The following is a 23,724-nucleotide window of genomic DNA, read 5'->3' as shown; positions in this document are numbered from 1 at the left end:
AGGAAGCACTCCCCATATAAAAACGGAGATATAAGCAATGTCATTCCAACTACCTGAACTGCCTTACGCGAAAGACGCGCTAGAGCCACACATTTCAAAAGAAACCCTCGAGTATCACTATGGCAAACACCACAACACGTACGTGGTTAAGCTGAATGGTCTGATCGAAGGGACTGAATTCGAAGGTAAATCACTTGAAGACATCATCAAAACCTCTTCAGGCGGTGTCTTCAACAACGCAGCTCAAGTGTGGAACCACACCTTCTATTGGCATTGCCTAAGCCCGAACGGCGGTGGCGAGCCAACTGGTGAGCTAGCAGATGCAATTAACAAAGCGTTTGGCTCTTTCGAAGAGTTCAAAACTCAGTTCACTACCTCAGCAGTGAACAACTTTGGCTCTGGCTGGACTTGGCTGGTCAAAAAAGCGGACGGTTCTGTGGCAATCGTGAACACCTCAAATGCCGAAACACCAGTGACTCACGACGGTGAAACGCCACTGATGACTGTTGATGTTTGGGAACACGCTTACTACATCGATTACCGTAACGTACGTCCAGACTACATGGCTGCGTTCTGGAAACTGATCAACTGGGAATTTGTCGCGAAAAACTTCGCCGCTTAATGACGTAACGTCACATACCCAGTCAAAAGGAGGCGATTATCGCCTCCTTTTTTGTGGTTCATGTTCATCATTACACAATGGCTAAAGCTCACAGGCGACGACCATTAAATAATGGGCAATAAAAAGCCGCCCAAATAGGCGGCTTGGTTTGGCGAAATAGCCATCATTAATCTTGCGCAGTTTCCGCTAAGATAATACGCAACGAGCGACGCAGTGGCTCAGCCGCCCCCCAAAGCAGTTGGTCACCCACGGTAAAGGCGTTGAGGAAATCATCACCCATTGCCAGTTTACGTAGGCGGCCTACCGGGATCGATAACGTGCCTGTCACCTTCGCTGGGCTCAAGTCAGTCATGGTCACTTCACGTTCATTAGGTACCACTTTCACCCAATCATTGTGCGAACCAATCATCTCTTCGATTTCATCCATTGGTACTGCTTTTTTCAGCTTCACCGTTAAGGCTTGGCTGTGACAACGCATTGCACCAATGCGTACGCAAGTGCCATCGATAGGGATTGGATTGTCTTGTAGACCTAAGATTTTGTTGGTTTCAACAGTCGCTTTCCACTCTTCCTTGCTCTGGCCATTATCACGTTTCACATCAATCCAAGGGATCAGTGAGCCCGCTAGTGGCACGCCAAAGTTATCGGCAGGGAAATCATCGGAGCGAAGGGTCTGGGCGACTTTACGGTCGATGTCGAGAATCGAGGTCGCGGGACTGGCCAGATCGGTGTTAACCGCATCATTAATCACACCCATTTGACTGATCAGCTCGCGCATATGCTTCGCGCCAGAGCCAGACGCGGCTTGATAGGTTTGTGCCGTCATCCACTCGACTAAACCTGATTGGTAAAGACCGCCTAGGCCCATTAGCATTAAGCTAACGGTGCAGTTACCGCCCACAAAGGTGCGTGTACCGCCGTGGATCCCCGCTTGAATCTGTTTAAAGTTAATCGGATCCAAGGTGATGATACTATCATCTGCCATTCGCAATGATGAGGCTGCATCAATCCAGTAGCCTTTCCAGCCAGCTTGACGCAACTTAGGATAAACCGCGTTGGTGTAATCCCCGCCTTGGCAGGTGATAATAGCATCTAGGGTTTTGAGGGCCTCAATGTCGTAAGCATCTTTAAGCATGCCCGCATCTTTGCCGAAATTCGGGGCCGCGATGCCAACTTGTGAGGTGCTGAAGAAGACAGGCTCAATATGGTCAAAGTCTTTTTCTTCTACCATACGCTGCATCAGCACAGATCCCACCATGCCACGCCAGCCAATTAAACCTACTCGCATCATAATTTCACACTCCATGTTGTGTGACTGAACCAAACGCTTAACCAGATAAGCACGGTTCGGTCAGTGAAAAAACGCTTTTGATACTAACACGTCGATTTACGAGAGTCAGGTCAAGGTCGTTAACTGTTCAATCCCTCATCAAACCAAAGGAATCCAGACAGACATGTATGAAGACATTTAACGTATGCACGACGAAAAAACATACAGACAGAAACAAAATGAAAACCGTATTTTAATCAATTTAAAACCAACTCTTTCCCTGGGGTTAACCTGAATGCGGTAATCGCAACCTAATTCGCGGAAGACTCACATTACTGGCAAAAATGTTTCCCATCTCTTTGCGGTGTTAGCTAGAGTATGTCGCCTCACAAACGGAATAGGATACTGACACACGGAGAGTGATGTGAGTTTAGCCCTGGTTAAAGGGGGTAAATTGCGCAGGGAGTAGTCGCGTTATCACATTAGGTCCACCTTCCAATAATGATGTCGATACGTTCGCCCCACGGCTTTGCAAGGAGTGCGACGTGAAGAAGGTTAAGGTTATGACAACACAACAAGCAAGACTGCCATCAGTCTTTCAAGTGATTCTCTCGCTCGGTATATTTCTCGCGCTAGCGTTTTCATTTACGGCAAAACTCGATCTCCCGATCCAATTGGCCCTGTTTATCGGCTGGTTCGTGATCATGGTATTAGGCCTAAAACTCGGTCATCAATATAAAGACCTTGAGGCTGCTGCCACGAAAGGGATCTCAAATGGTTTAGGCGCTGTGCTTATTCTGCTTTCGGTCGGTGCCTTAGTCGGTACATGGATTGCAGGTGGTATCGTTCCAACCATTATCTTCTATGGTCTAAAAGCAATTCACCCTTCTATTTTCCTTCTTGCGACCATGTTGATTTGTTCCCTCACCGCATTGGCTACCGGAACCTCTTGGGGCTCGGCAGGTACAGCCGGCATCGCAATGATGGGCATTGGACAAGGGTTGGGTATTCCTGCTCCCATGACCGCAGGCGCCGTGCTGTCTGGTTGCTACTTTGGTGACAAAATGTCGCCGCTCTCAGATTCGGTGATTTTGGCCTCATCAATGTCAGGCGTTGAGATCGTTGAGCACATTAAAGGCATGCTGCCTATTGCACTGATCAGCTACATCATCACCGGTATCCTCTTTACCGCTGTAGGGTGGCACTACGCGGGCAACGTGGACATGGGCCAAGTTGAGACCGTGATGTTGGCCATGGAAGATCAATTTGTAATCACGCCGCTCTCTTTCATTCCAGTTCTGGCGGTATTGGTATTGCTTGCGATGCGCCTACCCTCGTTCCCTGTGATTAGCTTTGGCTCGTTACTGGGTATTGTATGGGCTGTGATGCTGCAAGACATGACCCCCGTGCAGGCAATCAACACCGCGTGGGCGCCTTTTCACATCTCCTCGGGCGTCGATTTTATTGATGCCATCTTAAACCGTGGCGGCATGGAATCGATGCTGGGCTCGGTTGCGGTGATCGTGTTTGGTCTTGGTTTCGGCGGATTGCTGGAAAAAGTTGGCGTTTTACATACCATCGCAAATCTGTTTGAGCGTCGCGTTAACAGCGCAGGTAGCCTCGCCACCTCAACCATTGGTACGGCGTTTATGGGGAACATTTTTGGCTCAGCGATGTATGTATCACTGATTCTGACACCAAAAATCTGTGCCAAAAACTACGACCGCTTAGGTTATCAACGCAAAAACCTATCGCGAAATGCTGAGTTCGGCGGCACTCTGACATCAGGCATGGTGCCGTGGAGTGACAATGGTATCTACATGGCCAGCATTCTGGGTGTTGCAACCCTGTCTTACGCCCCGTTCATGTGGTTAAGCTTTGTGTGTATCGCTGTCACCATCATAACCAGCTACATGGGATGGTTTGTTGACAAAGTAGATGACAAACAAACTGCGGCGGAAACCATGACGCCTGCAGCAGAGAAAGCATAATCTTTTTGCCACGCGGCGAAGCACGCTCGCCGCGAGCAATCTGAAGATAAAGAAGGCGCCGATTCGGCGCCTTCTTTGTTTGCATACCAAGTACTCAACTCTCGCTAGCGCAGTGAATCGAGGTACTCAGGTAAAAAGAGCGAAATTTGCGGAATGTAGGTAATCAGCATTAAGAACACCAGTAGTAAGCTTAGCCAAGGCAGCGCCGCCTTGATTGCCCAACCGATGGACTCACCAGTAATCCCCGCCGTCACAAATAGGTTTAGCCCAACCGGTGGGGTCAGCATCCCGATTTCCATATTGACCACCATAATGATCCCCAAATGAATGGGGTCGATGCCCAACTGCATGGCGATGGGGAACAAAATCGGCGCCATAATCAACAAAATCGCCGACGGTTCCATAAAGTTTCCCGCAATCAATAGCAGAATATTGACCACGATTAAAAAGCCCCATGCAGGCAGCCCCCATGCCACAATGCTTTCAGCAATGGTATGTGGAATACGCTCAGTGGTCAGCACATGAGCAAACAACATCGCATTGGCAATGATAAAGAGCAGCATAATGCTAACCTTGGCAGCATCTTTTACCACATGGGCCACTTCTTTATCGGTTACCGAGCGTATCATCACCCAAGGCAGCTGGACGATATTACGCCCCCAAGCACGAATTGATGACTCGCCCTCAAAACGCCACGGGGTGTCTTTCAGCGGTCCGATATCACGGTATCCCCACACACTCACCAACCATGCGTACACAGCCGCAACTGAAGCCGCTTCAGTCGGGCTGGCTATGCCACCATAGATAGAGCCCAACACAATGATGATAAGCATGAGTCCGCCCATCGCTCGCGCCCCTGAGCCAAGCACTGCGCTAACGCCTGGGAAAGGTTGCGAGGGTAAGCCTTTAATGCGTGCGACAATGTAAATCGCGATCATCAGGATCCCGCCCATCATTAAGCCCGGAATAAAGCCTGCCATAAACATCTTCGAGGCAGACACTTCCGTTGCCGCCGCATATACCAGCATCACAATTGACGGTGGGATCAATATCCCCAAGGTGCCCGCATTGGCGATGACCCCAGCGGCAAACGCTTTTGGATAGCCTGCTCTTACCATACCAACAATCACAATCGAGCCAATGGCTGCAACCGTTGCAGGCGATGAACCAGAGACTGCCGCAAACAGCATGCACGCCATGACAGATGCCATCGCTAATCCACCACGTACATGGCCGACGCAATCAACTGCAAAATTAATTAACCGACGCGCCACTCCTCCTGTTGAGAGAAAGGCAGAAGATAGGATGAAAAAAGGAATCGCCAACAGCGTGTAATGGTGCGTCGTCGCTTCAAAAAGTTTCAGAGAAATCGAGGCCAGGGAATCATTGGAGAACAGCAAAATAGTACTGACACTCGATAACCCCAACGCAATGGCAATGGGCATGCCCATGAACATGCACAAAAATAATAACCCAAACAAAACCGCAATGGTCATTTTGATTCCTCCTTGCCTTCCGCTGAACGGCGCGTTGGCATACCCTCAACACCTTCTTCAGCGAGATGCATGCTATCCTTCGCTTCATCAGCAAAGCCAAAACCCAGACGCTTGCCTTGAATGACTTCGATAGCCACAGTGATCATGCGCAGTCCAAGCAAAGCGAACCCGATCAGCAAGCACAGCATGGCTTTCCACTTTTCTATCGGAATGTCTTCCATTTCAATCGCAATTAGCTTCATCTTGCTCAGGTAGACCCAACTGCCATAGAAAAACAGCACGCAGTACACCATCGCGAGCGCCAGTGCAATTAAGGTCACTGTCTTTTGCAGTGACGGTGAAAAGGTTTTCACCAAGGCATCTACCCCAATATGCGCGCCTTCTCGGATCCCCCATGACGCGCCAATCAGCACCATCCAGGCCGATAAATACAAGGTGGCCTCTTGTGCCCAAAGTAAGCCTTCGTTAAAGAAGAAACGCAGCACCACCTCTACAAAGACCAACAAGGTCGTCGCCACCAGCAGTAGCCCAATGACGGTTTCTTCGAATCGATGCAAGAACTTGATCATCCTACACTCCCTACGGATGAACCCGGTCAGACCGGAGATAAAACAAAAGCCGGGGTATCCCCGGCTAGATATTATTGATTGGCTTGTACCGCCGCTTGAATCAAGTCAGCACCAATCTCATCCTCAAATTGCTGCCACACTGGCTGCATAGCTTCGACCCACTCACCACGCTCTTTATCGGTCAAAGTGAGAATTTGGCTGCGTCCTGAGTCAATGATCTTCTGGCGGTCATCATCTGCTTTTTGTTGCGCAATTTGATTGCCATAAGCCACTGACTCATCCAACGCTTTTTTCAGCACTTCACGGTCAGCATCTGGGAGTTGCATCCAAAATTCCGCCGAGGTGGTAACCATGTAATCAAGCACACCATGGTTTGAGGCTGTGATATAAGGCTGAACTTCAAAGAACTTCTTCGAATAAATGTTTGACCAGGTATTCTCTTGGCCATCAATGGCTCGGGTTTGTAGAAGGGTAAAGACTTCTGAGAAGGGCTTTTTAAGCGGCACCGCGTCTACCGCATCAAATTGTGCCGCCAACACATCCGAGCTCATGATACGGAATTTCTTACCAGACGCATCACTCGGTACCCGCAGTGGCTCACTGGCAGACAATTGCTTGAGGCCGTTATGCAGATAGCCCAGCCCGATCATGCCTTTGCTTTTGACCGACTGCAGCAACGATTGCCCCGCATCTGATTGCTGAAAACGGTCAACCGCTTCCATGTCCTCAAACAAAAATGGCAAATCGAAGACTTGGAGTTTTTTGGTGTACTTGGAGAATTTAGATAAAGAAGGGGCAATAAACTGGACATCACCAAGTAGGAGCGCTTCCATCTCCTTGCCGTCACCAAACAATTGTGAGTTTGGGTACACTTCCACTTCGTATTTGTCACCAATACGCTCAGCGACAAGATCTCGGAAATGCAGCGCCATTTGTCCTTTGGGCGTGTTTTCTGCCACCACGTGGGAGAACTTAATCACTTCAGGAGCAGCGTGAGCTGCACTCGCTAACGTGACCGATAGTGCAATTGCAGACAATGTCAGCTTTTTCATTGTTCAACCTCTTTCCTTGTGCCAGTGAGGTCACTCATGACATTTGAGTGACGTTTAAATAACGTTTCATTTACGTTTTAGGCACTCAAGGTCAATCTGTGAACAAGGAAGAAGGAACAATTCAGCGTGAATCGACGAAAACGGGATCGGACCAAAAAGAAATGGGTGAAAATTCACCCATTACTAATTAGCCTCATCGATCACTTTGGTCTTGATGATTAGTCGTCGCGACTGGTTAATCGTCGCTGCAGTTGATCACGCAGATTAGGCGGAGTGCCTTTGATAGTCAGGGTATCGGTCTCTGGATCATAAAAGACGCGTTCACCTAACAGCATGGCATCGAAGTTTACCGATAAGCCGCCACCAGCCCCTACAAATTTGGTAAGTTTTCGCATGGTCGTCCGATCGGCAGGAAATTGCTCTTCAAGCTCATAACCTTGTTGATTGGCATACTGGTAGAAATCGACACCATCAGGCGTTGGCGGTAATTCTTGAGCAAGCTCTTTCACTACCACTTCATCGCCTGATTTAAGTTGATCATTACAATAATCAAAGACCTGCTTGCGATACGCGTTCTTTTCTTCTTTTTCCAAACGCGCATCATCGCAGTAATCTTCCACGGCCTGCATCAACACTTGGTTTTGCTGTTTACTGTCCATGCCCACTTGCGCTTGCAAGAAGTCGAGGAAAAAGTCAGCAATTTTGCGTCCGACTCGGCCTTTGATGAAGGACAAATATCGGTTGGAGTCTGCATCGGTCTCCCATGTGGAGAGATCGATGCGCGCCGCAATATCCATCTTACTCACGTCAAGGTACTCAGTCGCATTGACGTCAAGCTCATCCGTCACCCGCAAACTGTGCTTAGATTCGACCACTCCAATAAACAGATAATCGGTCGCAAGCGCACGATAATGCGCCATGATTAATGTACCGCTGTCGGCAAAGGGGTACTTAGCAAGTTCATTACGCAAACGTTCGACAGCTTTTTCAGAAAAAGTGCGAAAGTCGAGGGCTTGGTCACGATATTCCTTTAACCACTGCTGAAATTCACTGTCAGTGTCAAATAAAGCAAACCCTTTGCCTGCTTTTGCGTGATATACCCGATGTACATCGGCCATCAGATTGTCAGTTTGATCGTTGAGCGGTAACGGTCCGTCACGAAGATGAACGTTAAGCGAATCATCATCTTGCTTAACGATTTGATGCAATATTACGTTAGAAAGCGTGAGGCTCATGATTGAAAAGATTTTCAGTAAGACTAAAGTGTGGGTTATTATACGCAGCTTTGGTTTTATTACGACAAGACGAATTTATGCCTGTAACTTCAAAGTATGACGACAAACAAGTGGAACGCATCATCAGTGATGTTGTCAATGTGTTAGAACAACACGATGCGTCAACAGATTTGTCGCTCATGGTGGTCGGTAACGTCGCCACCAATATCCTGAATCAGAATATTCCTGCCGCGCAACGTCAGGCTTTTGCCGAGAAATTCGCCCAAGCGTTGTTGTCTTCTATCGACAAACAATAACGCACCGTGCAGCAGCATCTTAAAAGAGAAGAATAAAGACGTATGGTTGATAGCGGAACATCGTATCGTGACAAAGTATCTCAGCTGATTAGCTGGGGGCATTGGTTTAGCTTTTTTAACATCATTGCCGCTATGTTGCTTGGCACACGCTATATCAGCCAGTCAGGATGGCCCGAAACACTGTTAGGACAAACGTACCTGATTTTTAACTGGGTCGGCCATTTTGGCTTTCTTGTGTTTGCGTTGTACATACTGATCATCTTCCCGGCGAGTTTTATCATTCCCTCACAGCGCTTAATGCGCTTGTTTGCCGTACTGGTGGCGACCACGGGTATGATGGTGTTGCTGCTCGATATTTATGCCTACGAAACCCTCCACCTCCATCTTAACCCCTTGGTGTGGGAGCTGTTGTTAAGCGGCGAAAAAACTGACATGAATGCACACTGGCAATACCTCTTTGTTGCCGTGCCAGCTATCTTTATTCTCCAATTAATCATGTCAGAATGGGTGTGGCGTAAACTTCGTAAACTGACGCGCAAGCGCATCGGGATCCCGGTCGCGACCGTGTTTGCAATCTGCTTTATTTCTAGCCATCTGATCCATATTTGGGCTGACGCATTTATCTATAGTCCCGTGACTGCGCAACGCTCGACCTTCCCTGTCTCCTATCCAATGACAGCAAAGACCTTTATGGAAAAATATGGCTTGCTGGATAGGCAAGAATACCAACGTCTCCGCGAACAGCGGGGTCAGGAAAATAGCGAGGTCATTCGCTATCCCCTAGAGCCTCTCGCGTTTGCACCGGATGCGAGTAAATATCAGAAAAATCTATTGATGGTGATGATCGAGGGGCTGCGCGCCGACATGCTCAACCCAGTGACCATGCCGCATCTTTACCAGTTTGCCAATGAGAACCTATGGTTTAAAAATCACTTCAGCAGCAGCAATGACGACATGGCTGGGCTGTTTGGGCTCTTCTATGGTCTTCCCGGCAGCTATGCACAAAGTGCACGCACGGAAGGCCTGCGTCCGGTACTCATGAATACATTGAATAATCGTCGCTACCAGATTGGACTATTCAGTGGCGATGGTTTTACCAATCCAATTTATTACCAAAGTATCTTTAGCGCCGACTTACAAAGCGATGATCTGCCCGATCTCCCCGCTTGGCAAGCCGATGCCGAAGCAGTCTCTCAGATGCAAGCATGGCTTGCGGCCCGTGATGCATCGCCTTGGTTTGGTTATCTGGAGCTCGCTACCGTAAGTGACTACGAGCAAAGCGGTGACTATCCACAACCATTCCAGCCGTCATTAGATAGCGCGATGGCCGGCGTCGATACCCAAACGGCGCTGGTATTGAAAAACAGCTACAACAATGCCGCGCACTATATCGATGATCAGCTTGGCGCTTTATTGGAAGACTTGAAACAATCGGGACAGCTCGAAAACACGGTGGTTATGATTACGTCCAACCATGGTATGGAGTTTAACGAAACCGGTTTAAATACATGGGGTTCCAATACCAATTACAGCCGTTATCAGTTGCAAGTGCCCTTGGTCATGCATTGGCCAAACCAAGCCCCAGAACAAATTACCCATTACAGCAGTCACCTAGATGTGGCCCCCACCTTGATGGAGTCCATGCTGTCAGTGAGCTCACCCGCTGAAAACTACAGCAGTGGGACCAATTTGTTCGAGCTGAAAAATCGCCCGCGTAAATGGGTTATTGCTGGAGATAGCCGTGATATCGTGGTTGTGCAGCCACAAAAGACCACGGTGGTAGACAAATTCGGCAACTATAAAGTGTATGACAAGCACTATACCCCTTTGCCGGAAGGTAAGCCGCAGCTGTCTGTATTGATGCAAGTCATGCATGAATTGAAGCGTTTCTATCACCCAGAAGAGCATGACCGTTAATTTCAATCACGAAGTGGCGCATTAATAGCCAAACGATTGAAAAACAGGAAAACAATGCCGTTGAGTAATTGACAGCTGTGAGGGTGATTCGTAATATAGCGTTTAGTCGGTCTGTAGCGCAGCCTGGTAGCGCACTGTCATGGGGTGTCAGGGGTCGCTGGTTCAAATCCAGTCAGACCGACCAATCTTCTCGCCCGCCACTCTCTGAGTGGCGGGCTTTTTCATTTCTACGGTTGGCTTGCGGTTCGACCGACAAAGGCGGCAACAATGGTGTCATCACCTAGCTGTCGGGAAAAGACATAAGCATTGTCTTGGGCAATGGCCCGATGTACCCCTGCGCCTACGGCGGGATGCTGCTGTCTAAACTGAGCCACCTTACGCCAATGGGCTAACAAACGCTGTTGCTCTGGAGTACGTGACCACACCATGTCAGAGCGCGTGCCCTGGTGGAAATCATCTCCATAGGGACCCAAGTCTCGACCAACCTCATCGCCGTAATACACTTGAATAGCCCCCGGTGTGAGCAAGAGTGCATTGGCCGCGCCCCGTTGCATCGCCATATCTTTGAAGCGGCTAAAGAACAGCTCGGTATCATGTGACGACATATAGCTCACTGGAATAAAATCCGCTTCGTTTTGCATGGTTTGGGCGTAAGCATGATAAGTGTCTTCCATTTGGCTGAGACAGTACGCACCTTTGTCCATCTGTTTTTGCAGGTCAAAGTTGATGAGCGCATCAAAACCTTGATCGAAATACGGGCTGCGATAAGCGCTGTGGCCCCACACTTCTCCCATCATCCAAAAAGGCGCGCCGGACTGCTGATGCTTCTGTCGCCAAGATGCCAAAGCGGCACTGGCTTTCTGCTTAAGCGCTCGCCAGATCTCACCATCAACATGTTTAACCGTATCGACGCGAAACCCATCTATCCCAAAGCGTTCAACCCACTGAGTTTGCCACTCAAGTAAATAATCGCTAACCGTATAGCCATCTTGAGCTTTTACACGTGTGCCGGGGTTATCAAGCAACCACTGAGGCGGCGTCACTGACTTGGTCGATTCGGTTTTAAAATCAGGAAGCCCTGCCAAAGTCAGGGTTTGATCGCTGGATCCGGGCGCATCGTAGCCCGGTAGTCCCGCACGTACCCAATCTTTACCCCACCAGTGCTGCCAGTTTGCGCTTTGATAATCCACCACTTGGTGAAAATCATGCCAACTCTGCCCTTTTTTGGGGTGCCAATCTTGCCATTGCGGTGGTAACGCGTCCGCATTCACCACCTCAATGCCATCTTGTTGTAAGTCAGCTAAGGTGGCGTAACCAGGATGGTTAACCACTGCATCAAGAAAGACCTTCATGCCACGTTGATGTGCGGCCTCTACCAGTTTTTTCAGCACCGCATCATCGCCAAAGTTTTGGTCTACTTGCGTAAAGTCTCGCGCCCAATAGCCGTGATAAGCATAAAAAGGAAACGCGCCTTCACTGCCGCCCCCAACAAAGCCGTGTACCTGCTCGACAATGGGTGACAGCCAAATCACATCCGTACCCAGTGATTGAATATAATCGAGCTTTTCGAGCACCCCCTGCAAATCGCCACCATGGAAGGTACCAATGTTCTGTTGATTATCGGCGTGGCGACCGTAGCTGTGATCATTGCTTGGATCGCCATTGTGAAAGCGATCAACCATTACAAAGTAGATATTGGCATTGCGGTAGGTAAATGCCTGAGGTTCGCGCTCGATCGGCGCTAATAATATCAATCCACCGCTATTTGATGCTGGGGTCAGCGTCACCTGATGGTCGCGAACACGTACAACCTGACCGCTGAGCGCCTCTTTCAATAGTGTGCCATCGGCGAATGCCTCACCAACAGTAAGGGTGACAGGGCCACCGCGATAAACAGGGCATTGCACATCGGGCAAAGGCCGTTTAAACACAGTCGCGGTTTTTTTAGGTTCCCGCTTAATACTCAGTGTGTGGGTGCTAGGATCGAAATAAAAGCCATAATCACCGGCAAAGCGAATATTGACCTCAAAGTGGCTCTCCGCGTGGCACGATAAAGGAATTGGCGTGTTGAATTTGACTCGGCTCGGTGAGGTCGCGTCGCATTCACCGTCAAGCCCACTAACCGAGACCTTGTAAGTGTTTTTACCCAATGAGAAAACAGTGGGATGCTGGTCAGTAAGCGGCCCATCCGTTTGCGTGGTTGACGTTGAAACCGTGATATGTGGCGCTGCAAACACCGAGGCTGAACAAGCAACCGCCACAGCCAGCGCAATGCGCCGCCAAGAAAATAAGGGGATCATGATCGTGCTCCTTGCCATTTTCTACTAGGGTAAAAAAACAGCAAGGTGATAACATCATTCTTGGCTCTCAGCCCTAAAAGTGTGAGGGCTAACCAGAGAGGGCGGAGTTAATCGGTTTTCATAGACTCTCATCAATGCCGAATAGCTCGGCGATCTCGTCTGCGGGCACAGGTCGGCTATACAGAAAGCCTTGTCCGAAGGTACAGCCTAGCTCACGCAATATCGCTTGTTGGTGAGTGGTTTCAATCCCTTCTGCCACTACGCCCATGCCGAGACTATCGGCCATTGCGATCATCGCAGACACGATCGCCACTTCCTCTTCATCCGGAGCTTCACTTTGGATATCTTTGATAAAGTGTCGATCGATTTTCAACTTAGAGATCGGGTATCGTTTTAAATAGGCCATCGACGAATACCCAGTCCCAAAGTCATCAATCGCAATACCCACCCCTTTTTCTCGCAACTGCTCCAACACTTTCAGTGCACTGGCTTGATTTTCAATTAGGGTGTTTTCGGTGATCTCCAACTCGAGAAAGCGCGGATCGGCGCCCGTTTTTTCCAGTGCTTCAGCCACGACCTGCGTAAAGGTAATATCCGCTAGATTGCGTGGTGAGATATTTACCGCCAACGAGACCATTAGACCCGCATCTTGCCACTGTTTTAACTGACGACACCCTGTTTCCACCACCCACTGGGTGATATCGTGAATAATCGAGCGCTCTTCAGCCACGTCAATAAAATGAAACGGCGAGAGCACGCCTCGTTCAGGATGGTGCCAACGCAGCAGTGCCTCAACACCAATAATGTTGCCGGTCACAAGATCCACTTGTGGCTGATAGAAAAGCTCAAGCTCTTCGTTTTGCACGCATTGCCGTAGCTCCACCGCTAAGCGCAATTTGTTGTTGGCTTCGACGGTTAGCGCATCATTGTAAAACGCATACGTGTTGCGACCCGATTTTTTGGCGAAGTACATCGCAGAATCGGCAAAGGTCAGTAGCTCTTCGGTATTGGCAGCATTATCTGGGTATTGGGCAATGCCGATACTGACACCGATCTGAGCATCAATCCCCCCGCTGAGCACAAACAAGCGGTTCATCGCCTGAATAATGTCTTCGGACAAACTGACACATGCGGCTTTGTCACTGTGAATTAAACGCAGTACCACGAACTCATCTCCGCCCAGTCGCGCTAAGGTGTCCCCTTCTCTTAACAAACCATACAAGCGTTGACTCACCAGCTTTAGCAGCTCATCGCCCACGGCGTGTCCGTGGCTATCATTAACGAATTTAAACTGGTCAAGGTCGAGGAACATCAGAGCCAATTTGCCATGAGCCCCCATGGGCATCTTGAGTGCTTGTCTAGTGCGAGATGCCAATAGTAAGCGATTCGGCAAACCGGTCAGTGCATCATAGTGCGCCAAATCAATCAGCTTTTTCTCTGAGTCTTTTAGCTTGGAGATATCTGAAAAGACGCCAACATAGTTCACCACCTCACCGGCGTCGTTCTTTACCACACTGATAGAAAGCAGTTGTGGATATACCACCCCATCTTTGCGCCGATTCCATATTTCTCCTTTCCATCGGCCTTGTTGGGCAACCTCTTCCCACATTGCGCGGAAAAAGGCTTTATCATGACGTCCTGAGTTAAGAATGGACGGATCATGACCTAGAACATCGTCCTCTTGATAGCCCGTAATCGCACTAAAACCCCCATTGACTGCCACAATCTTGGCGTCTGCATCCGTCACCAGCACCCCTTCGCTCGATTGTTCAAAGATTTTTGCGTTGAGCATCAGCTTACGCTCAACCTCAAGTCGCTCTGAAACATCATGGATCACGGAAAAGAGTAATTTGACATGGCCTATGGTGATGGGTGAAGAGTGCACCTCAACCTGACGCACCTCACCGCTTTTTAAACGGTGAGAGAAGATAAAGTAGTTTTTATCACGCTGACGCGCTTGGGAAAGACTTTGACGCAACGCACTCTCGGTATGGGTATTAATATCGCTGATCCGCATGGATGTCAGTGTCGCATGGTCATAGCCGTAAAACTGTTGGGCACTGTCGTTAGCATCGACAATGTCGCCACTTTTGGCATCCAGCAGTAACATCACAGCGTCGTGACGCTTAAAAATACTGCGGAAACGATGGCTATCATCCACAACCCGACCAATTGATTGTGCAAAGCTGCGGCCAGCATTATAGCGACCGTAGAGTCCTCCTAGCCAAAAGCCGAGTACAATGACACCCATTAGCCAGACTCTCGGGTGCCAACGCACACCGTGCCAGCCATCTTCAGGGATCCCGAGTAAACGCCATTGACCTGATGGTAAACTCATCGTCACGATGACTGGATCCTGCGTGTGTATCTGCGGCGTCCCATAGATAGGCTTAAACGACTCAGTCAGCCGTCGGCGCCCTTCTAAGGCAACTTGAACGGGTAACCGCTCCCCTTGGGTAAAGCTGTCGGTAAACAATTCCTCAATGTCTAGCACCGTGGAAAGCACGCCCCACGGCAGATGCTTACGGGCATTGGTAATGCTTTGTCGCGCAATTAACGCCGTTCCACCTTGCAGCAACTCAACAGGCCCTGAGATTACGGGTTTATCAGAGGCATGGGCGTTACGCACGCTTTCTAGTTGTGACGGAACATCGTGATAATCCGTACCGAGCAGGGTTTCGCCCACCGACTCCGGATAGACATGACTAATCACCCAATTTCGCGCGGCACCAAAATTAAGAATATGGGAAGATTGAGACATCAATTGCGCCGCGAACTCGGCAAATGCCTCTTGGGTAAGCTCAGGATTTAAACTGATATAGGTTGCTAGGCCGTAGCTTAAATCCATGTTTTGTGTCACGTTAAGCTCTATACGAGACCGATAGGCCAATAATGCCGCGCGCACTTTATCTATCTGTTTATCATGCTCTTGTTGGTATAGCCAGAATTCCACTGACGCGACAACAAGCACGAAGACCATGATAGAAATCAGTATATTGTATATAAACCCTACTCGGGCCGAACGACGGGCGACAGAGTCCAGCGCCGAGGGAACTGCTTGCTGCATGACGCAATACAACCTTATTTCGCCCACTTTTTTAGGCGAACATGATGAACAACTTCAGGCGTAGCACGGGATTATATAACCGCCGCGTAGAATCGCCAGCACTTAGGGCCGGTTTGTGATGAATGGTGTCCGACAACATGGTTTAGATCAAGTAACACATCAAAGACGTTACACGACACATAATGCGTATTGACATAGTAAGAGATGCTGGCTTTTTAGACATCAGGAGACAAGGATGACACTGACCATGGAGTATGGCGCGATATTGGTCGCGCTTGGGTTTATTGCCGGTATTATAAATACCTTAGCCGGCGGTGGCTCCAACCTGACACTGCCAGCGTTAATGGTCATGGGGATGCCTGCCGACGTCGCCAATGCGACCAATCGCGTTGGCGTGTGGTTACAATGCGCCTCGGGGATGGCTGGCTTTAAACGCCACGACAAACTTGATACGCAAGATATCTGGCCAGTGCTGGTACCCAGCTTGATTGGTGGCTTACTTGGCGCACTTGCCGCCGCTTGGCTGCCCACCAGCTGGGTGAAACCTCTTTTACTGGGGACGCTACTTGCCATGACAGTGGTGATGTTAGTCAAACCCACCACCCTCACCCCGCCACCGGGAACACCGATTAAAAAAGTGAAAGACACACCGAGTGCGTGGCTGGGTTTATGTTTAGCAGGGTTCTACGGTGGCTTTGTCCAAGCTGGCGTTGGCTTTGTGTTACTGGCGGCTTTATGCGGTACCTTGAATTATGATCTGGTGCGCGGCAACGCGCTTAAGCTGGCTTGTACACTTGCATTCACCACCTTATCGTTGCTGGTTTTTATTGCTGATGATCTGGTGCATTGGCTGCCGGGGCTACTCCTTGCCATCGGCACCATGACTGGCGCACGCGTAGCCGTCAAATTTGCGATTTCTGCCAATCCAAAGACGCTCAAACTCTTTTTGTTTGTCATGACGTTAGTGGGCTGTATTGCCGCTTATGCGTTTTAATCCCATAGCATCAGCCTGTAGACGCTTGTCGTTTGGGTGCACGCTTGCGCCGGTGCGTTTTATCCCCCGTGCGCCGTTTACGGGTAAATTGACGCTTGGGTGGCGGCGGTAAGTTCTTCAACGATGTGGGGGGCGGTGCGGTTTTTACCGTCTCAATCAAACCTTGTAATTGTTCGGTCAATGCATGCATAAAAGGTTGATAGGCGCATTTTTTTTCTGCCATGTCTTGCAGTTGGCGCTCCCATTGCGCGGTCATATCTGGATAGGTTGCGCTATCCGGCAACGCGGCAATCAGTCCTTTTCCACTCGGTGTCGCATGTAAGGTTTTGCCTTGGCGCTGTAACAAGCCACGCTTTAGCAACAACTCGATGATCCCGGCTCGGGTTGCTTCAGTCCCTAAGCCATCGGTTTCTCGTAAAATATCCTTCAGTTTTTTATCTTGCACATAGCGACCGATCCCCGTCATCGCCTGCAACAAACTCGATTCGGTAAAGGCGGCCGGCGGCTCCGTCATACAATCTTTTATCTCACCGCGCTCACACACTAGTTGCTCGCCCGGCTGTAAGTGAGGCAAGGGGCTCGCTGACGCCTCAGCTACTTGCGTATTCGGCAGTAGCGAACGCCAACCTGCAACGGTCAGGACTTTTCCTTTGGCAATAAAGCAACCGCCCGCGATATCAAACACCAGTTTGCCTTCTGCATATTGCGCCGGTGGATAAAATTGCATGAGATACTGGCGCGCGATGAGCTGGTAAAGCTTGGCTTCATCACTAGAAAGCCCTGCAGGCGCCGCTTTTGCGGTGGGAATAATGGCATGGTGCGCGCCGACCTTTGCATCGTTCCATGCTTTGTTCTTTCTAGAGGTATCTGCCTGATCGCACGCATCGATAAGCGGTTCGCACCCTTGTCGAATCGCTTGCACGACTTTACCTGCCTCCGCAAAGTGGCCCTTAGGCAGGTATCGACAGTCCGAACGCGGATAGGTAATCAATTTATGTCGCTCATAAAGCTGCTGGCAGATATCTAGCGCTTTTTGCGCACTAAAGCCAAACCGTTTGGATGCATCAATTTGCAGGGCCGACAAATTATAGGGCAGCGGCGCAGCCTGCTTGCGGGTTTGACGCTCGGCCTCTGTCACCTTTGCCGGTTGGCCAGCAATACGATTGGCAACATTCTCAGCCAGAGCGCGAGAAATTACGCGCCCTTGTGCATCTTGCCATTGCGCGCACGCGTCACTAGGCTGCCATCTAGCTCGGATCATTTCACCTTGATACGGCAACAGAGCATCGAGTTGATAGAAAGGATGAGGGACAAAGTCTTCGATCTCTTGGTCGCGACGGACCACCAAACCCAGTACTGGGGTTTGGACACGCCCTACAGACAGCACGCCTTGGTAACCCGCTTGTTGACCAAGTAACGTGTAGGCTCGCGACAAATTCATCCCATAGAGCCAATCAGCGCGAGAGCGTGCCAACGCTGACACGGACAGCGGAACAAAGGCGTGATTGTCACCCATTTTGTTGAGCGCTTTTTTCACGGCCGACACGTTTAGATCGCTGACTAACAAGCGCTGAATACGTGCCTTTTTCGCTGAACTCACTCCCGCATAATCAATGACTTCATCAACCAGTAGTTGTCCTTCGCGATCAGGATCACCTGCGTGTACGAGGTGATCAAACTGCTTGATCAGTTTTTTCAAGATCGCTAATTGACCAGCCGCTGATTTACGCGGACGCAGTTTCCATTGCTGAGGCACGATAGGCAGATGTGCTAACTTCCATTGCTTGTACTGGCTGTCATACGCGTCCGGCTCGACTTGCTCAAGCAAGTGGCCGATACACCATGTCACCACATCACCGTTGGCGGTTTCGATATAGCCTTTGTGGTTTTTTTGCGGTTTGGACAAACCGGCGGCAATGGCTCTGCCGAGGCTGGGCTTCTCGGCGATAAATAGGCGCGCCATATCACTCTCTAACTCTGTGCAATGAACCACATGGTATGCAAAGCGTATGGCGGGCGCAATAAAAAACCTGTACATATACACAGGTCTTTAAAAGTGAATTAGAGATACTTCACGTATTTGCTGGTATCACGCGTTGGCGCATTGGCCGGTGCGCAATCTGGGGTGCCGAGATACAAAAAGCCGACAATCGCATCATCACCATCTACATCTAGCGCTTGGCGCACAACAGGGTGATAGGCAAAGGAGCCGGTACGCCAAAACCCTTGAAAACCTTGTGCAACTGCTGCCATTTGCATTGCTTGGGTGGCACAACCGGCGGAGATATGCTGTTCAATCGTCGGGACTTTTTCATGAAAGCGTGTACGCGCAATGACCGCAATGACCATCGGTGCGCGAAACGGTGCTTGTTTGGCTTTTTCTATCGCAGTATCGTCCGCGCCATCGGCTTTCGCGGCCTCCACTAAAATCTGAGATAGCCGCGTTAATCCTTCACCTTCACACACCACAAACTGCCAAGGCGTTAATGCGCCGTGATCAGGGGCGCGCAACCCAGCTTGAAGAATGTTCTCTAACGTTTGGCCGCTTGGCGCTGGCTCGGCTAAACGTGGAATAGAGCGGCGCTGTAATAGCAAATCAAGTGCGTTCATGGTCTTTTCCTTGTAACCCGTATATGTAACCACGGTATCACCGCAGCGTATCGAACTGATTGCTTTATGCTAACACAGCCACTGCGCGACAAAGTCGCGCAGTTTATACGGGTTTACAGCGCGAGTGCGGTTTCAATGCCCTGACGAATGGCCCGTTTAGCGTCTAGCTCTCCCGCATGCTCCGCCCCGCCAATCAAATGGAATGGCAAACCTTCCGCCTCAAGTGTCTTGGCCAACGCATTCACAGACTCTTGACCAGCACAGAGAATAATCTGGTCGGCAGGAATGACATGAGGCTCATCTTTGATGCTGATGTGTAATCCCCCATCATCAATTTTATGGTAGGTCACACCGCCCACTAAATTTACACCTCGTTTTTGCAAAGTTTTACGATGGATCCAACCTGTGGTTTTCCCTGGGCCTTTGCCAACGCGGCCTTCCCGACGCTGCAGGACCCATACTTGCTTGTCACTCTTGGTGTCATGGGCAGGGTACAATCCCCCTTCGTGAGAAATGGTTTTATCGATCCCCCACTCTTTCAACCAGTCATCCAGTTGTTGATTCGCAGGTTCAGTGATCATAGTGGCCACATCCACGCCGATCCCGCCCGCGCCGATAATCGCAATGTGACTCCCCAACTCAGGTTGCTCACGAATAAAGGTTTGATAGTCAATCACCTTAGGATGATCAATGCCCTCAATCGCGGGACGGCGAGGCTTAACCCCCGTTGCAACCACTACCTCATCGAATTCCCTGAGGGTGTCGACCTCAACACTGTGATTAAGATGGACGGTAACACCGGCTTTCTCCAAACGACGCAAATAATAGCGAATAGTCTCTTGGAACTCTTCTTTGCCGGGAATGGTCATCGCCAAGTTAAACTGCCCACCCAAGCGATCAGATTTTTCAAACAAGGTCACTGTATGGCCTCGCTCAGCCGCTTCGGTGGCACAGCTGATCCCAGCCATTCCGCCTCCCACGACAGCCACCGTTTTCACTTGCCGAACTGGCGTCGCCACCAACTCTGTTTCGTAGCAAGCTTTCGGGTTCACCAAGCAACTGGCTCGCTTGCCTTTAAACACATGATCCAAGCACGCTTGGTTACAGGCAATACAGGTATTGATGTCCTCCGATTGCCCAGCTTTAGCTTTGGCAACAAAGGCAGCATCGGCCAAGAAAGGACGTGCCATCGAAACCATATCAGCCTGACCGCTGGCGAGAATCTGTTCGGCCACCTCTGGGGTATTAATTCGGTTGCAGGTAACCAGAGGCACCGACACCTCACCTTTGAGTTTTTCTGTCACCCAACTAAAGGCGCCGCGAGGAACTTGCGTTGCGATGGTTGGAATGCGCGCTTCATGCCATCCAATACCAGTATTAATAATGGTGACACCGGCCTGCTCTAGGCCTTTCGCTAGCGCGACCACATCATCAAAGGTGTTGCCTTGCTCGACCAAATCCAACATCGATAATCGGAAGATCACAATAAAATCGTCACCGGCCGCTTTTCTTACCGCACGCATGACTTCCACGGCAAAACGCATGCGATTTTCCACCGAGCCGCCCCATTGATCATAACGACGGTTGGCGCGATGGCAGAAAAATTGGTTGATGAGATACCCTTCAGATCCCATGATTTCAACCCCGTCATAACCCGCTTCTCGCGCGAGCGCGGCGCTGCGGCCGAAGGCTTTGATCGTACGCCAAATCGACCTCTCGCTCATGGCAAAAGGCGTGAACTTACTGATTGGAGCGCGGATTGCGGAGGCACTTTGGGCAAACGGATGGAAGGCATAACGTCCGGCATGAAGCAATTGAAGTGCTATCTTTCCGCCATTAGCGTGTACCGCATCTGTGATGGCTCGATGAGCACGAGCGGCACGCCCAGAGCTAAACTGTGCGCTAAATGGAGTCAATCGACCGCGAAAATTCGGCGAAAAGCCACCAGTAACAATTAAGCCAACGTCGCCTTTCGCGCGCTCTGCGTAAAAGGCTGCGAGCTTTTTAAAACCGTCATTGGCTTCTTCCAATCCGGTATGCATCGAGCCCATCAGAACGCGGTTTTTTAATGTTGTAAACCCGAGGTCTAGCGGGGCTAGCATATGGGGGTAAGAGTGCTGTTCCATTGCTTGCTCACTTATTGTTGTGGTCTGACCAGACTATAGCGCTGTCGGCTACTGTTTTTCAAACGTTCGTTTACAAACCAGCAACATCGATTGTCGAATAGTTGATCTCAGTAGGACTTTCCTCCCCACTCTATCGGATACGGGATAAGCTTGGGCTATCGATCCTTGCAGTGATCAGCTAGGATATCAGCGACATATATCGATGGATTAGAGTATGAAAAAACTGTTTCGCTTCATTGCATCTTTGTTCCGATGGCTTTGGGTTGCTATCGGGTTCGTGCGTCAGCTTTTGTTAAATGTGCTTTTCATTGCTGTTATTGTGGGCATTTATTGGGCGATAACCGCCGACTCGCCGCTGCCAACCGGCGACACAACCGCGAAAAAAGCCGTTCAAGCTGAACCCGCCCCACACGCGTTGTTACTGAATATAAACGGCCCCATTGTTGAACAGCGCCGTCGTATCGATCCGATCGATACCCTCTCACGCAACGCGCTCGGACAACCGATTGAAACCGAAAACGTACTCTTTGATATCGTCGATACCATCCGCCATGCCGCGACGGATGATAAGATTAACGGGTTGGTGCTTAGCCTAGGCGACATGCCATCCACGAGCCTGACCAAGCTTCGCTATATCGCCAAAGCTATCGATGAGTTCAAGCAAAGTGGTAAAGCGGTCGTGGCGATTGGTGGGATGTATAGCCAAAGCCAGTACTATTTAGCGAGCTATGCTGACGAAATTCTGATGTCACCAGATGGCATGGTGATGCTCCAAGGGTATGGCAGTTACAACCTGTATTGGAAGGATCTACTCGATAAATTAGATGTCTCGACTCACGTTTTCCGAGTCGGCACTTATAAGTCCTTTGTCGAACCTTATACACGCACCGACATGTCTCCACAGGCGCGTGAAGCGAATCAAGCATGGCTCGACCAGCTTTGGAACGCGTATGTAAGCGATGTGGCGAAAAACCGTGGCATTAAAGCGGCGATGTTCTCTCCCTCTGCCGATACACTTATTACCTCATTGGAGGCGTTTGGGGGAGATTTTGCGTCGCTTTCCAAACATATTGGCATTGTTGATGAGTTGATGACCCGTCAAGAGATCCGTCGTTATCTTGCCGATAAATTTGGCAGCGACGGGGAAGACAGTTTTGAGTACACCAGCTACTACGACTATCTACCCAAAATTCAATCTCGCTTTGCCATCCCCGGTGACAATAATATTGCCGTCGTTGTCGCCAGTGGCCCGATTATGGATGGCGTTCAGCGCCCAGGAACCGTCGGTGGTGATACCACGGCGGCGATGCTACGCGATGCTCGCCTTGACGACAGTGTTAAAGCAGTTGTGTTGCGTGTAGATAGCCCAGGCGGTAGTGCGTTTGCTTCTGAAATTATCCGCAATGAGGTCGATGCACTGCGCGAAGCTGGTAAGCCTGTGGTGGTTTCTATGTCTAGCGTCGCGGCTTCTGGCGGCTATTGGATCTCTGCCAGCGCAGATCGCATCGTCGCACAGCCAACCACCATTACCGGCTCTATCGGTATTTTTAGCCTGTTCACCACCTTTGAGAACACGCTGGAAGATATTGGTGTCCACACAGATGGCGTAGGCACAACCCCCTTCTCGGGAGTTGGTGTGACTCGGGCCTTGCCTGACGATGTCAGCCAGATCATGCAACTGGGCATTGAGCACGGCTATCACCGCTTTATTTCCTTGGTTAGCACGCACCGTAACCTGTCTTTGGAAGAAACAGATAAGGTGGCTCAAGGTCGCGTATGGACCGGTAGCGACGCGTTGAAATTCGGGTTAGTCGATCAATTAGGCGACTTTGATGATGCGGTGACACAAGCAGCAGAATTGGCGGGCTTGGACAACTATCAGCTGGATTGGATGCAAAAACCGCTGACGCCGTTCGAGCAGTTTATGACTGAGATGCTCGGCCAAACCGCGTCGGTTTTTGGCCAAGCGATGCAGGCGAACCTCCCGACGTTTGCAAGCCAGTTACTGGCGTCACCGCAGTTACAGTCGGTGACAATGCTCGAACAATTTAACGATCCTCAAGGGCGTTACTTGTTCTGCTTAAATTGCCAGTATCAGTAGCACGCTTTGCTCCGGCCGTCCTGGTCGGAGCTTTATCCCAAAGTTTTCCTCGATTCTGTGTGGTTACGCAGTACCAAC

At 50.0% G+C, this 23,724-nt stretch carries 16 protein-coding genes and 1 tRNA gene; 7 read left to right on the top strand and 10 right to left on the bottom strand.

Annotated features, from left to right (window positions below):
• Positions 1-37 precede the first annotated feature (37 nt).
• Positions 38-622, top strand: a complete 585-nt coding sequence (gene sodB, locus E8E00_RS03700; protein ID WP_069590049.1) for a superoxide dismutase [Fe] — start codon at positions 38-40, stop codon at positions 620-622.
• A gap of 166 nt (positions 623-788) precedes the next feature.
• On the opposite strand, the gene asd is transcribed toward sodB, so the two are convergent.
• Positions 789-1,910, bottom strand: a complete 1,122-nt coding sequence (gene asd, locus E8E00_RS03695) for an aspartate-semialdehyde dehydrogenase (RefSeq protein ID WP_069590083.1) — start codon at positions 1,908-1,910, stop codon at positions 789-791.
• Positions 1,911-2,455: 545 nt separating this feature from the next.
• Between asd and nhaC the strand changes: the two genes are divergently transcribed.
• Entirely contained in the window at positions 2,456-3,883 is a 1,428-nt protein-coding gene (gene nhaC / locus E8E00_RS03690) for a Na+/H+ antiporter NhaC (protein WP_096629422.1), read from the top strand.
• 104 nt (positions 3,884-3,987) lie between these two features.
• On the opposite strand, the gene E8E00_RS03685 is transcribed toward nhaC, so the two are convergent.
• The 4 genes from E8E00_RS03685 to yejK all read right to left on the bottom strand — a co-directional run bounded on the left by E8E00_RS03685 (position 3,988) and on the right by yejK (position 8,235).
• Entirely contained in the window at positions 3,988-5,379 is a 1,392-nt protein-coding gene (locus tag E8E00_RS03685) for a TRAP transporter large permease (protein WP_096629423.1), read from the bottom strand.
• A complete protein-coding gene (locus E8E00_RS03680; RefSeq protein WP_096629426.1) occupies positions 5,376-5,948 on the bottom strand; it encodes a TRAP transporter small permease in 573 nt (190 codons plus the stop codon). Before E8E00_RS03680 ends, E8E00_RS03685 begins: the two co-directional genes overlap by 4 nt.
• A gap of 71 nt (positions 5,949-6,019) precedes the next feature.
• Positions 6,020-7,000 carry a TRAP transporter substrate-binding protein gene (locus E8E00_RS03675; protein WP_069590042.1) on the bottom strand — a complete coding sequence of 327 codons (981 nt, stop codon included), beginning with the start codon at positions 6,998-7,000 and terminating at the stop codon, positions 6,020-6,022.
• 218 nt (positions 7,001-7,218) lie between these two features.
• The gene (gene yejK, locus E8E00_RS03670; protein ID WP_069590039.1) at positions 7,219-8,235 is read right to left on the bottom strand and encodes a nucleoid-associated protein YejK; all 1,017 of its coding nucleotides are present in this window, start codon (positions 8,233-8,235) and stop codon (positions 7,219-7,221) included.
• 77 nt (positions 8,236-8,312) lie between these two features.
• On the opposite strand from yejK, the gene E8E00_RS03665 reads away from it, so the two are divergent.
• From E8E00_RS03665 to E8E00_RS03655, 3 genes are all read left to right on the top strand, one after another.
• Positions 8,313-8,531, top strand: a complete 219-nt coding sequence (locus E8E00_RS03665) for a YejL family protein (RefSeq protein WP_069590037.1) — start codon at positions 8,313-8,315, stop codon at positions 8,529-8,531.
• Between the two features lie 42 nt (positions 8,532-8,573).
• On the top strand, positions 8,574-10,448 hold the full coding sequence (locus E8E00_RS03660) for a DUF3413 domain-containing protein (protein WP_096629428.1): 1,875 nt from the start codon (positions 8,574-8,576) through the stop codon (positions 10,446-10,448).
• A gap of 107 nt (positions 10,449-10,555) precedes the next feature.
• Positions 10,556-10,632, top strand: a tRNA-Pro gene (locus E8E00_RS03655).
• A gap of 43 nt (positions 10,633-10,675) precedes the next feature.
• On the opposite strand, the gene E8E00_RS03650 is transcribed toward E8E00_RS03655, so the two are convergent.
• Both E8E00_RS03650 and E8E00_RS03645 read right to left on the bottom strand, forming a co-directional pair.
• The gene (locus E8E00_RS03650; RefSeq protein WP_096629430.1) at positions 10,676-12,748 is read right to left on the bottom strand and encodes an alpha-amylase; all 2,073 of its coding nucleotides are present in this window, start codon (positions 12,746-12,748) and stop codon (positions 10,676-10,678) included.
• 118 nt (positions 12,749-12,866) lie between these two features.
• Positions 12,867-15,815: an EAL domain-containing protein gene (locus E8E00_RS03645; protein WP_096629432.1), complete on the bottom strand. Its 2,949-nt coding sequence runs from the start codon at positions 15,813-15,815 to the stop codon at positions 12,867-12,869.
• A gap of 235 nt (positions 15,816-16,050) precedes the next feature.
• On the opposite strand from E8E00_RS03645, the gene E8E00_RS03640 reads away from it, so the two are divergent.
• Complete coding sequence (locus E8E00_RS03640; protein ID WP_096629435.1) at positions 16,051-16,809, top strand: sulfite exporter TauE/SafE family protein; 759 nt, start codon at positions 16,051-16,053, stop codon at positions 16,807-16,809.
• 10 nt (positions 16,810-16,819) lie between these two features.
• Here the strand turns inward: E8E00_RS03640 and E8E00_RS03635 are convergent, their stop codons facing one another.
• From E8E00_RS03635 to E8E00_RS03625, 3 genes are all read right to left on the bottom strand, one after another.
• On the bottom strand, positions 16,820-18,772 hold the full coding sequence (locus E8E00_RS03635; RefSeq protein WP_096631478.1) for a DNA topoisomerase III: 1,953 nt from the start codon (positions 18,770-18,772) through the stop codon (positions 16,820-16,822).
• A 98-nt stretch (positions 18,773-18,870) separates the two neighbouring features.
• On the bottom strand, positions 18,871-19,419 hold the full coding sequence (locus E8E00_RS03630; protein ID WP_096629439.1) for an NAD(P)H nitroreductase: 549 nt from the start codon (positions 19,417-19,419) through the stop codon (positions 18,871-18,873).
• Positions 19,420-19,532: 113 nt separating this feature from the next.
• A complete protein-coding gene (locus E8E00_RS03625) occupies positions 19,533-21,545 on the bottom strand; it encodes an NADPH-dependent 2,4-dienoyl-CoA reductase (RefSeq protein ID WP_096629442.1) in 2,013 nt (670 codons plus the stop codon).
• A 214-nt stretch (positions 21,546-21,759) separates the two neighbouring features.
• Here E8E00_RS03625 and sppA point away from each other — a divergent pair, with 214 nt between their 5' ends.
• Complete coding sequence (gene sppA, locus E8E00_RS03620; RefSeq protein ID WP_096629445.1) at positions 21,760-23,646, top strand: signal peptide peptidase SppA; 1,887 nt, start codon at positions 21,760-21,762, stop codon at positions 23,644-23,646.
• The last annotated feature ends 78 nt before the right edge of the window (positions 23,647-23,724 follow it).

This window comes from Salinivibrio sp. YCSC6, from assembly GCF_004916735.1.
Classification (GTDB): Bacteria; Pseudomonadota; Gammaproteobacteria; order Enterobacterales; family Vibrionaceae; genus Salinivibrio; species Salinivibrio proteolyticus.
This window is presented reverse-complemented; position numbering and strand designations above follow the sequence as displayed.